Annotated in this window: 9 protein-coding genes; 6 read left to right on the top strand and 3 right to left on the bottom strand. The window is 64.7% G+C overall.

Annotated features, from left to right (window positions below):
* Positions 1-303: 303 nt before the first annotated feature.
* The 4 genes from E6C72_RS30935 to E6C72_RS30920 all read left to right on the top strand — a co-directional run bounded on the left by E6C72_RS30935 (position 304) and on the right by E6C72_RS30920 (position 6483).
* Entirely contained in the window at positions 304-2460 is a 2157-nt protein-coding gene (locus E6C72_RS30935; RefSeq protein WP_109085440.1) for a peptidase domain-containing ABC transporter, read from the top strand.
* A gap of 12 nt (positions 2461-2472) precedes the next feature.
* On the top strand, positions 2473-3909 hold the full coding sequence (locus tag E6C72_RS30930; protein ID WP_109085332.1) for an HlyD family type I secretion periplasmic adaptor subunit: 1437 nt from the start codon (positions 2473-2475) through the stop codon (positions 3907-3909).
* Positions 3910-3911: 2 nt separating this feature from the next.
* Positions 3912-5264: a tetratricopeptide repeat protein gene (locus E6C72_RS30925; RefSeq protein WP_109085333.1), complete on the top strand. Its 1353-nt coding sequence runs from the start codon at positions 3912-3914 to the stop codon at positions 5262-5264.
* Positions 5265-5571: 307 nt separating this feature from the next.
* Complete coding sequence (locus E6C72_RS30920) at positions 5572-6483, top strand: GDP-L-fucose synthase (RefSeq protein ID WP_305764661.1); 912 nt, start codon at positions 5572-5574, stop codon at positions 6481-6483.
* Between the two features lie 13 nt (positions 6484-6496).
* Here E6C72_RS30920 and E6C72_RS30915 read toward each other — a convergent pair whose 3' ends face one another.
* From E6C72_RS30915 to E6C72_RS30905, 3 genes are all read right to left on the bottom strand, one after another.
* Positions 6497-6787 (bottom strand): hypothetical protein, encoded by a 291-nt coding sequence (locus E6C72_RS30915; RefSeq protein ID WP_109085335.1) that lies wholly within the window; start codon positions 6785-6787, stop codon positions 6497-6499.
* A gap of 75 nt (positions 6788-6862) precedes the next feature.
* The gene (locus E6C72_RS30910) at positions 6863-7729 is read right to left on the bottom strand and encodes a hypothetical protein (RefSeq protein WP_109085336.1); all 867 of its coding nucleotides are present in this window, start codon (positions 7727-7729) and stop codon (positions 6863-6865) included.
* A 119-nt stretch (positions 7730-7848) separates the two neighbouring features.
* Complete coding sequence (locus tag E6C72_RS30905) at positions 7849-8088, bottom strand: hypothetical protein (protein ID WP_136700889.1); 240 nt, start codon at positions 8086-8088, stop codon at positions 7849-7851.
* Positions 8089-8696: 608 nt separating this feature from the next.
* Here E6C72_RS30905 and E6C72_RS30900 point away from each other — a divergent pair.
* Positions 8697-10160, top strand: coding sequence for a mannose-1-phosphate guanylyltransferase/mannose-6-phosphate isomerase (locus E6C72_RS30900; RefSeq protein WP_109085441.1), 1464 nt, complete (start codon positions 8697-8699; stop codon positions 10158-10160).
* Positions 10161-10232: 72 nt separating this feature from the next.
* On the top strand, positions 10233-11474 hold the full coding sequence (locus tag E6C72_RS30895; RefSeq protein WP_109085338.1) for a class I SAM-dependent methyltransferase: 1242 nt from the start codon (positions 10233-10235) through the stop codon (positions 11472-11474).
* The last annotated feature ends 266 nt before the right edge of the window (positions 11475-11740 follow it).

Raw genomic sequence — 11740 nt, 5'->3', positions numbered from 1 at the left:
GCAATGACCGTGCACCGTCCGCAAGCGGCATCTCGTTCCGCGGTCCGTTGTGCCGCAACTGACACATGGACCGGTAGCATATGATGGATGAGGGATGCCTTTGGGGACAGATGGCTTGCCGCTGTTGGGCCTCTTCTGCTATCTCAGCGGAATCGCGTGGTCAGGCATCGTCTGCAAGTGGCGGACGCACGCGCTTCGTCGCGCCCCTGACCAAAGGAGCGTATGGTCGATCGGAACCGGGTGACCAAGCGGTATGAAGACCTTGCTTTCGCGACGCATTCCACATTTTTCACGGCGGTTTCCATGATCCTTGCTGCGGAAGTCCCCTGCGCCCACACCGGGCTGCATTCCCTGGCTGCCGTCGCGCGCCAGCGTGGCCTGGATGTTTCGGCCGAACGGCTTCAGCACAACAACGTCATCGGGAACGAGGAGCTGGACACCGCCCGCCTCCTGCGCGTCGCCAAGTCCATCGGCCTGAAGGCCGAATCGGCGACGCTGGATTGGGAGGATCTGGGCAAGCTCGAGGATGCCTTCCCCGCCATCCTGCGCCTGCGCAACGGCAACTCGATGGTGGTGCTGGGCTTCGGCAAGCAGGGCGACACCGAGGTCGCCATCCTGCAGGACCCGCTGGCAGGCCAGGAAGTTATCCTGCCGGTCGACCGCATCCGCCTGAGCCAGGCCTGGGCCGGCGAGGTGGTGCTGCTGAAGCGGGACTACGGTCTGACCGACATCGAGCAGCCCTTCGGCCTGAAGTGGTTCCTGGTGGAGATCCTGCGCCACAGGCGCATCTTCCGAGACATCGGCATCGCGGCGATCATGATGAGCCTGTTCGCGCTCGCCGTGCCGATCTTCTTCCAGCTTGTGGTCGACCGCGTGCTGGTCCACCGCAGCCTCGGCACGCTCGGCGTGCTGATGGTTGGCATGGTCGGCGTCATCCTGTTCGAGGCGGCGTTCTCCTATCTGCGCCAATACCTGATGCTCTACGCGACGAAGAAGATCGACGCGAAGATGAACGTCCAGGTCTTCAACAAGCTCGTCGGCCTGCCGATGCATTACTTCGAGCGGGTTTCGTCGGGCGAAATCGTCAAGAACATGCAGCAGGCGGAGCGTATCCGCAATTTCCTGACCGGCCAGCTCTTCATGACGCTGCTGGACACGGTCTCGCTGGTCATTTTCCTGCCGATCATGTTCATGTACAGCGTGCCGCTGACCGTTCTGGTTCTGGTCTTCTCGGCACTGATGGCGCTCAACATCGGCATCATGATCCCGCTGATCAAAGGCCGGCTGAAGGACCTCTACCAGGCGGAAATCCGCCAGCAGTCCTTCCTGATCGAAAACATCCACGGCATGCGCACGGTGAAGTCGCTGGCGCTCGACGCCCGCCAGAAGCAGGAGTGGGACCACCGTGTCGCCCGTGCCGCCGAACAGCGCTTCGACGTCGGCCGCATCATGATCATCGGGCAGACGGTGGCCCAGCCGCTGAACCAGCTGATGATGGCCTGCCTGCTCGGGCTCGGCACCTATCTGGCGCTGAACGGCGACCTGATGATGGGCGCGCTGATCGCCTTCTACATCCTGGCCGGCCGCGTCACCCAGCCGCTGCTGCAGATGGCCCAGCTGGTCCAGCAGTTCCAGGAGGTGTCGATCTCGGTCCAGATGCTGGGCACGATCATGAACCATCCGCCGGAAGAGGGCCGCACCGGCCGCGGCCTGCGCACGACCCTGCGCGGCACGGTGGAGTTCCAGGAGGTTCGCTTCCGCTACGCCCCCTCGGCTCCGCCGGCGCTCGACGGGGTTTCCTTCACCGCGTCCGAAGGCACCATCCTCGGCGTGATGGGGCGCAGCGGTTCCGGCAAGACCACCGTGACCCGATTGTTGCAGGGGCTGCATCGGGCACAGGAAGGGCTGATCCGCATCGACGGCCGCGATCTGCGCGAATACGATCTCGACCATCTCCGCGCCTCGATCGGCGTGGTGCTGCAGGATAACTTCCTGTTCACCGGCACCATCCGTGAGAACGTCTCCGCCGCCAAGCCGGGGGCGACGACCGAGGAGATCCTGAAGGTGATCCATCTGGCCGGCGCCGACGAGTTCGTCGAACGGCTGCCCAAGGGTCTGGACACCATGCTGGAAGAGGGGTCGTCCAACCTGTCCGGCGGTCAGCGCCAGCGTCTGGCCATTGCCCGCGCCCTGCTGACCAACCCGAAGATCCTGATCATGGACGAGGCGACCTCGGCGCTCGACGCCGAGAGCGAGGCGATCGTCCAGGCCAACCTGATGAACATCGCCCGCGGCCGCACCGTGATCATCATCTCGCACCGGCTGTCGTCGCTGGTGCCGTCGGACACCATCCTGGTGATGGATCGCGGCAAGGTGGTGGACAGCGGCAAGCATGACGAACTGCTGGGGCGCTGCGACATCTATCAGCACCTCTGGCACCAGCAGAACCGGCATATCTAGGAGCGCGCGCCCTTGTCCGCACAAAAGCCGACCGCACACAAGCTTGCGAAAATCGAGACGGCGCGCGTTCCTGCCAACGACGCGGCGCCGCGCCCGCCGGCCTCCCCCCTCGACAAGCGGGCCAAGGAGCGGGGGAAGGCGGCGATCGGTGCCTTCCAGAAGGACACTGAGGCGATCCAGAACGCCCCCGATCCGTTCCTGGCGCGCATCACGCTGCATCTGCTGGGGCTGTTCGTCATCGGTCTGATCGTCTGGGCATCGATGTCCTACCTGGACAAGATCGTCGCCTCGCAGGGCAAGATCATCTCGACCGAGCCCAACGTGATGGTCCAGCCGCTGGAGATGGCGGCGATCAAGCAGGTCCTGGTCCGTCCGGGCGATGTGGTGCGCAAGGGCCAGGTATTGGCGACGCTGGACCCGACCTTCACCCAGGCCGACGTCCTGCAGCTGGAATCCCGCCTTGCCAACGCCGACGCCCTGATTGCCCGGCTCGAGGCCGAGCATGACGGCAAGCCCTTCATCGGTGGCAACGACCGCTACGGCTACGGGACGCTGCAGCAGTCGTTGTGGCGTGAGCGTCAGGCCCAGTACCAGTCGCAGATGCAGAATTACGAGGAGAAGCTTGCGCGGCTGCAGTCCAACGTCGCCAAGTACGAGATGGACCGCGTCCATCTGAACGAGCGGCTGAAGGTGGTGCGCGAGATCGAGACCATGCGCTCTTCGCTGCTGGCCACCCAGGTCGGCAGCAAGCTGAACCTGCTGCAGGCCACCAGCGACCGCATCGACATCGAGCGCAATCTGGTCCTGAACCAGAACGAGCTGCAGGGCAACCGCCATGACCTGCAGGCTCTGCTGGCCGAGCGTGACGTCTTCATCCAGCAGTGGAACGGCAAGATCATCGAGGAACTGACCTCCCAGCGCAACGAGCGCGAGGCGTTGCGCGAGCAGCTCACCAAGGCGCGCAAGCGCCAGGCACTGGTCCAGCTCGACTCTCCCCTCGACGCCATCGTGCTGGAGGTTTCGCCCAAGGCCGCCCCCGGCTCCATCGCCAAGGAGGCCGAGGCGCTCTTCACCCTGGTGCCGGTCGGCTCCCCGCTGGAGGTCGAGGCCAACATCGACGCCCGTGACCTCGCCTTCGTCCAGGTCGGCGACAAGGTGCGCGTCAAGCTCGACGCCTATCCCTACATGCAGCATGGGGCGCTCGACGGCGAAGTCACGACGATCAGCGAGGACTCCTTCTCCAGCAAGGACAGCAGCACGAACGGAGCGCTCTTCTACCGGGCCCGGATCAAGCTGCTGACCACCACGCTGGACAATGTGCCTTCCAACTTCCGCCTGATCCCCGGCATGCCGCTGATGGCCGACATCAAGGTCGGCGAACGCCGGATCATCACCTATTTCCTGCGCCCCATCCTGCGCGGGGTCGACGAAAGCCTGCGGGAGCCTTGATCTTGTTCGGCAAGCTGCTGAAGCGAAGCAAATCCACCGGTTTCCGCAAGCCCGATTTCCAGCGCGGCCTCGCCGCCTTCGAAGCGGAGGACCATGCCGCCGCCGTCGCAGACTGGCTGCCGCTGGCCGAGGGCGGCCATGCCGAGGCGCAGTACCGTATGGGCCAGCTCTATGCCCGCGGTCAGGGGGTGGTGCGCGATTTCGGCGACGCCGCCCACTGGTTCCGCAAGGCGGCGGAGCAGGGCCATGTCGAGGCCCAGTTCTCGCTCGGCCTGTGCTACGCCAACGGCGAAGGCGCCCCCCAGGACAGCGCCTTGCCGGTGCGCTGGTACAAGACCGTGGCCAAGGCCAACCCGGCGGCGGCGGAGGCCAATCTGGCCTTGCTCTATCCGAATGGGCTGGGCATCGGGCCGGACATCGCCCAGGCCCTGCACTGGTACCGGCTGGCCGCCGAGGCCGGCCATGCCGAGGCGCAGCATCACATGGGCCTGCTCCATGCCTTCGGGCAGGGAGTGACGCAGGACCATGCCGCCGCCGCCGCCTGGTACATGAGGTCGGCCGAGCAGGGCTATGCCGTCGCCCAGCACGCGCTCGCCTCCCTCTACGCCAACGGCCAGGGGGTGGAGCGCGACATGGGGCAGGCGGTCGCCTGGTACCAGCGGGCGGCCGGGCAGGGCTTCGTCAATTCGCAGCTGGCGCTCGCCATCATCTATGAGCACGGCACCGGGGTGGAGGCCGATCCGGCCCGTGCGGCGGAGTTCTACCGTCAGGCGGCCGAACAGGGGCATCCGGTGGCCCAGGTCAATCTGGGCCTGCTCCATGCCCGCGGGCATGGCGTTCCCAAGGATTACCGCGAAACCCTGAAATGGTGCCGCCTGTCGGCCGAGCAGGGCAACGTCAATGCCCAGTTCAACCTTGGCCTGATCCATTCCAACGGGCTGGCCGGTGCTCCCGACCATGCCGAGGCCGCGGTCTGGTACCGGAAGGCGGCGATGCAGGGGAATGTCGGCGCCCAGGTCAATCTGGGCCTGATGCTGGCCCACGGCTGGGGCGGCCGGCCCGAACTGGTGGAGGGCGTGGACTGGCTGCGCAAGGCTGCGGCCCAGGGCCATGCCGGCGCGATGACCAACCTCGGGGCGCTCTACGCCAATCGCGATGGCAAGGCTTACAACCCGATCCAGGCCTATGTCTGGTACATCATGGCTGCCGCCGCCACCCAGCCCGGTCCCGACCGCGATGGGCTGGAGGCCAAGGCCCATGAATTGGGAGGGGCTCTGACCAGCGAGGATCGTCATAAAGCTCAGGTCATTATGGAGGACTGGAAGAAGAACCCCAAGCTGATGGCAGTGACCTGAAGCTTACGACACTCCGGTTCGGCGTGCTTCCGGTGCCGGGCTGGGGTTTCTCCTCATTCACATCGCTCGGCGGCATCACCATCTGCTCCAGCGATGGAGCCCGTGGCGATGCGGTTACCGGGTTTGGCGTCCGTCGCTTCCTCCCATATCCGGTATGCCGTCTTGTGCAAAGACGCAGGCTGGACCCCTGGCGTGCCCAATGTTAGGAAGCGGCGGCAAGGCATGAGAAGCGAGAAACGGCGTGAGCACTGAGCCCCTCCTGTTCCCTCTGCGCGGCAAGCGCGTCTGGGTGGCTGGTCACCGCGGCATGGCCGGGTCGGCGATTGTTCGCCGGCTGCGCAAAGAGGGGTGCGACGTTCTCACCGTTGGCCGCGACGTGATGGATCTGCGTCGTCAGGCCGACGTGGAGGCGTGGATGGCCGAAACGCGGCCCGAAGTCATCTTCCTGGCCGCCGCGACGGTGGGCGGGATCCATGCCAACAGCACCCGTCCGGCGGAGTTTCTCTACGACAATCTCGTGATCGAGACGAACATCGTTCACAGCGCCTACAGGTGCGGTGTGAAGAAGCTGGTTCTGCTCGGTTCCTCCTGCATCTATCCGCGGCTGGCGCCTCAGCCGATGAGCGAGGATCTGCTCCTGACCGGGCCGCTGGAGCCGACCAACGAGTGGTATGCGGTCGCCAAGATCGCCGGCATCAAGCTGTGCCAGGCCTACCGCCGCCAGTATGGCTGCGACTTCATCGCGGCGATGCCCACCAACCTCTATGGCCCCGGCGACAACTTCGACCTTCAGCAGGGCCATGTCGCGGCGGCGCTGATCGCCAAGATCCACCAGGCCAAGCGGACCGGCGCCGAGACGGTGGAACTGTGGGGGACCGGTGCGCCGTTGCGTGAGTTCCTGTTCGTGGACGACCTTGCCGACGCGCTGGTCTTTCTGGCCGAACGCTATTCCGGCGAGGAGCACGTCAATGTCGGCACCGGTATCGAGACCAGCATCCGCGGGTTGGCCGAGCTGATCGCCGAGGTCGCCGGTTGGTCGGGCCATTTCCGCTTCGATTCCAGCAAGCCCGACGGCTCGCCGCGCAAGCTGATGGACAACAGCCGGATTGCCGCCATGGGCTGGACGGCTCCCACCAACCTGCGCGACGGCTTTGCCCAGGCCTACCGCTGGTATGTGGACAATCTGCCGGCAGGAACCCTGCGCGGCATCGCCTCCTGATCCTGCTGCCGGCTCACGCTTCCGGCGAGGTCAGTTCCGCCAGCCGCTTCGCCAGCGCGTCCCGTTCGGACCGTGCGGTGTCCCGTTCCGCCAGTGCCGTGATCTGCAGGGACGACAGGATGTCGGCCAGCGGGAAGCCCGCCGCTTCCGCCACGGCGACCGGCTCGGCCGCGCCGATGAATTCGCCGATGGGCGTGCCGTCCTCGCCGAGGGTGACATAACGGAACTGCGCATGCGCCCCGGAAAGACCGCCCGTGGCGTTCCAGCGGACGAGGAACTCATAGGGTTGTTTGGTGGTCTGCATGATCGGACTCCTGTTCGAGGGGGATTCGGGGCCCTGATGCGCGATGCTCTGGACACGGCTGTCATGACATGACTGTCAGGACACGATGGCGCCATCCGGCCATCGCCAGTTGGCTCCGTCGCTGACCGCCAGCTTCTTGCCGCCGGCCCCGTCGGAGACGTAGATCAGGCCGCGTGCCGCTGCGGTCGGGAGGGTGGCGACCGTGTAGCTGGGCAGCACCGGGATCGCCCCGAAGGCGAGCCGACCGGCGCTGGTGCCGACCGTGGGATCGCCCCCGCCGCTGCCCGTGACGGTGATGCAGCGCGTGGCCCCGGATACCGCCGCCACGCGCAGGCTTTCGTTTCCGATTCCGCCGCCGACGGTGATCATCGTCACCGACAACCCGGAGCGGACCACTTGCAGGGCCGTCGCTGCCGCGCTGTATGAGTCGGTCACGGTCTGGATCGAGAACTGTCCGCCGCTGACGTTCAGGCGCCAGAGCTTCTCGTTGTCCGCTCCCGTCTGATTCTCCATGTCCAGGTTGGGGCTGCTGGAAGCGACGATCCGCACCCGCTGGTCCGCCGGGACCAGGCCGATGTATCCGTTGTTGGGGATGGAGAGACGCTCCACGCCCCCGGCGGTGAACGCCACCGTGTCGGCCGCCGGAAAGAACAGGCCGGTATCGGGATCGCCGGCCGGCGACAGGGCGGGAGTCGCCGCATTGCCGGCCGACACGGTGACGGCGCCCGTGAAGGCGGGGCCTGCGAGAGGCGCCTTGGCATTCAGCGCCGTCTGCAATCCCGCCACATCGCCCATGATATGACCGTGCCCTGTGGGGGAGAGCCCCTGGCGGATGGCTGCGACGGTCGTGCGCAGGGTGGCGGTGCCGTCGTCGATCGGCAGGATTTCATCGCCGGACAGGGAAGACGCGGCGGGAAGCTGATGAATGGCGATCTCGGACATGGGTCACCTTCCTATGAGACGATCGCCCGAGCGCGTCGTGAGTGCGGTCCCGGAACGGGTGACGAGCGCGTCGGCGAAACGCCGGGTCGCTGCGATGAACCGGCCGATGCAGGCAAGCATCAGGTCATCTCCGACACGTGCAGCGTGCCGTCACTGGTGGAGCGCATGGTCGCCAGCATTTCCCCCGGTTCCACCCGGAAATATTCCGGCGCGCTGGCGGGAAGGTAATGGCCGTTCGCGTCGGCGAAGGGCGCCTGGCCGAAGGCGATGAAGCAATGCGCGCTCGAGACGACCCGGATCACCGTGGTGGTGGGACCGAAGGGGGCCGACGCATGCGATGCGGCGCTGATGGGCACCATTTGCGCCACGCCGGGCCGAAGCGCCTGGATACGCTGACCGGAATCATCGGTAGGCAAAAGGGGCATTACTTGAGTCTCCTGTCTGTTCTGGGATTGGCGGAAATCCGAAGGCGCATGCGAAAAGCCTTGCCGTGGCGGTGGCCAGGCAAGGCGGGAAGGACATTTTTTATGTTTACGTTTTGTTCTTATTGTGGTGAGCGACGTTCCGTCAAGCGCTATTGGGAAAAACCCAGCTGGACCTCATCCTTGCCATGCGAATTGGTTCCGCTCTGGATGGGGTGATGGGGACATATTATAAAGCCTATACCACCACGGGCTGTGACTATGTACCAAGGGGGCGAATATGTTGTTGCAGGAGGAAAGTTATATCATTAGAGGTAAATGCCAAAGAGATGGCTCATATGAAGTCTGTGCAGTCCAATGCCCGTTATCCGAGATGGAAGAGATGGCGTTGATGCCAGTTTGATACGGAAGTCTGCGCGTGGGTCGCAGAGGGGGCAGGGGCTCTGTTGAAATTACAGAGTCAAGAAGCTCAAACAGACTTCCATGCTTTTTTGTACCGGTCCTGAACGGTGGGGCAGCAGGAATTGGATGAGGGCAGCGCGATCATGACGAACACCTCTCCCCTCGTCACAGTGACTCCGGTCATTCTGTCGGGCGGGTCGGGAAGCCGTCTCTGGCCTCTTTCGCGTGCGCTTTATCCCAAGCAGTTCCTGCCGCTGGCCGGTGATCGGACGATGATCCAGGAAACCGCGCTGCGGGTTTCCGGAGCACGGTTCGCGCCGCCGCTGATCGTTTGCAACGAGGATCATCGTTTCATCGTCGCCGAGCAGCTGCGCGCTGCGGCTGTCAAGCCGGCTGAAATCATCCTGGAGCCGGTTGGCCGCAACACCGCGCCGGCGGCTTGCGTCGCCGCTCTGCGGATGCTTGCCGGCGGGCAGGACGGCCTGATGCTGGTGATGCCGTCGGATCATGTCATCGCGTCATCCGACCGCTTCCTGGAAGCGGTCGAGACGGCGGTGGGCGCCGCGGCGGACGGGGCGCTGGTCACGTTCGGCATCACGCCCACGGCGCCGGAAACCGGGTATGGCTACATCAAGGTGGGCGGCTCCTTCGATGCCCGCCGCCCCGACCGCGGCTTCGAGGTGCTGCGGGTCGAGCGGTTCGTGGAAAAGCCGGATCGGCCAACGGCGGAATCCTACCTGCGGGGTGGTTCCCATGTCTGGAACAGCGGCATCTTCCTGTTCTCGGCTGCGGCCTATGTCTCGGAACTCGAGCGCACTTGCCCGGCCATCGTCGAAGCCTGCCGCCGGGCGCTTGCCGGGGCGGAGCGCGACCTGACCTTCTGCCGGCTGTCGGCCGAAGCCTTCGCCGCCTCGCCCGCCGACTCCATCGACTATGCGGTCATGGAAAAGACCGACCATGCGGCCGTGATCCCGGTGGACATGGGATGGAACGACATCGGCGCCTGGTCGGCGCTGTGGGACATCGGCGAGAAGGATGCCGACGGCAATGTTGCCCAGGGCAACGTCCTCCTTCACGATGCGCAGGATGCCTATGTCCGTTCCGACCACCCGCTGGTCGCCGTGGCCGGGCTGCGGAACGTGGTGGTGGTGGCGACCGACGACGCCGTGCTGGTGGCCGACAGGAGCCGGGCGCAGGACGTGAAGCACATCGTTGAACGGCTGAAAGCCGACGCGCGCGATGAGCATGCCCTGCACACCACGGTTCACCGCCCCTGGGGGTCGTACCGCAGCGTCGACCGCGGTTCGCGCTTTCAGGTCAAGCGGATCACCGTCAGGCCTGGTGAGAAGCTGTCGTTGCAGATGCACCATCACCGGGCGGAGCACTGGATCGTGGTTGAAGGTGTTGCGCTGGTGACCTGCGGAGAGGAGAGTTTCCTGGTGCATGAAAACCAGTCGACCTTCATCTCGGCCGGCAAGACCCACCGGCTTGAGAATCCGGGCAAGGTGCCGCTGCATCTGATCGAGGTTCAGTCGGGCGGTTATCTGGGGGAAGATGACATCATCCGTTTCGAAGATGGGTACGGCCGCAGCCTTCACCCGTCCTGAACGGCTTTTGAGTTGATCTAGAGGTTTTCGAACAAGCGGCGCAGAGCGCATTGACAACCGAGGGCGGCTTTTGTGGAAAACGTTGGATACAAGCGCATTGACAAGTGCCGGATCAGCGGAAGCGATCATCTGGTTTCGGTCCTGGACCTTGGCCGCCAGGAACTGACCGGCGTCTTCCCTTATTCCAAGAGCACGCCGATCACGCGCGGGCCGCTGGAACTGGTGTGGTGCCCGGACAGCGGGCTGCTGCAGCTGGCGCATTCCTATGATGCCGGCGAGATGTACGGCGAGAACTACGGTTACCGCTCCGGCCTGAACCAGTCGATGGTCCGCCACCTGACGCAGAAGATCCAGAATCTGGAGGCTTTTGCCGGCGTATCTGCGGGCGACGTGGTGCTGGACATCGGCTCCAACGACGCCACCTCGCTCAAGGCCTACCGGACGCCGGGCCTGAAGCGGATCGGCATCGATCCGACCGGGCTGAAGTTCAAGGCCTTCTACCCCGATGACATCACCCTGGTGCCGGACTTCTTCTCGGCCGAGGCCTTCCGGCGTGCGAGCGACCAGCGGGCGCGGGTGATCACTTCGATCGCCATGTTCTACGACCTGGACGATCCGATCCGCTTCGCCCGCGAGGTGCACGACTCGCTGGAGCCGAACGGCCTGTGGCACTTCGAGCAGAGCTACATGCCGGCGATGCTGCGCACGGTGTCCTACGACACCATCTGCCATGAGCATCTTGAGTATTACTCGCTGGGGACGATCGAATACATCCTGCGCCAGGCCGACATGCAGGTCGTCGACGTGCAGATGAACGGCGTCAACGGCGGCAGCTTCGCGGTCACGGCGGCCAAGCGCAGCAACCCGATCCGCCGCAACGAGGCGGTGATCAACTGGCTGCTGGAGCAGGAAGAGCGCATGGGGCTGAACACCCCGGTGCCCTACCGCGACTTCGAGGCGCGGGTGTTCCGTCACCGGGCGGACCTGACCCGTCTGCTGCAGTCGCTGGCGGCCGACGGCAAGAAGGTTCTGGGCTACGGCGCCTCGACGAAGGGGAACGTCGTCCTGCAGTTCTGCGGCCTGACGGACAAGGAACTGATCGCCATCGCCGAGGTGAACCCGGACAAGTTCGGCGCCTATACCCCCGGCACCCACATTCCGATCATCTCCGAGGCCGAGGCGCACGATATGAAGCCGGATTATTTCCTGCTGCTGCCCTGGCACTTCAAGGAAGGCGTCGTCCAGCGCGAGCAGGCATTCTTCGCCCGCGGCGGCAAGATGATCATTCCCTTCCCGGAAATCGAGATCATCTGAAGACAGAGGGCGCGAAAAGCGCCGCCTGTTCCGAAAGGGATGGTAATAGTCCGTATAAACGAGAAGGCGCGCATTCTATTATGTGCGCTTTCTTTTTATTCAAAAAATGACTCCTTGTTGGAGCGCTTCATGTGCAGATATCCACAGATCGCCGGCCATGGGCATGGCTGTCGGCGATGCCGGGGATTATCGATAGAGCGCAGGTCCTGTGCTAGCTTCCGTGCCTTGACCTGGCGGCGGAGCCGGACTGCCTTGCCGGGTTTCCT

Origin of the sequence: Azospirillum sp. TSH100, assembly GCF_004923295.1 — a bacterium.
GTDB lineage: Bacteria > Pseudomonadota > Alphaproteobacteria > Azospirillales > Azospirillaceae > Azospirillum.
Note: the sequence above shows the minus strand (reverse complement) of the source record. Positions and strands in the feature narration are given on the sequence as shown.

What these genes read in the sequence shown, in the direction of transcription:
- E6C72_RS30935 (WP_109085440.1), top strand. Translation starts at nt 304, where the DNA reads ATGATCCTTGCTGCGGAAGTCCCCTGCGCCCACACCGGGCTGCATTCC.
- E6C72_RS30920 (WP_305764661.1), top strand. Translation starts at nt 5,572, where the DNA reads ATGGCCGGGTCGGCGATTGTTCGCCGGCTGCGCAAAGAGGGGTGCGAC.
- E6C72_RS30915 (WP_109085335.1), bottom strand. Translation starts at nt 6,787, where the DNA reads ATGCAGACCACCAAACAACCCTATGAGTTCCTCGTCCGCTGGAACGCC.
- E6C72_RS30910 (WP_109085336.1), bottom strand. Translation starts at nt 7,729, where the DNA reads ATGTCCGAGATCGCCATTCATCAGCTTCCCGCCGCGTCTTCCCTGTCC.
- E6C72_RS30905 (WP_136700889.1), bottom strand. Translation starts at nt 8,088, where the DNA reads ATGGTGCCCATCAGCGCCGCATCGCATGCGTCGGCCCCCTTCGGTCCC.
- E6C72_RS30900 (WP_109085441.1), top strand. Translation starts at nt 8,697, where the DNA reads ATGACGAACACCTCTCCCCTCGTCACAGTGACTCCGGTCATTCTGTCG.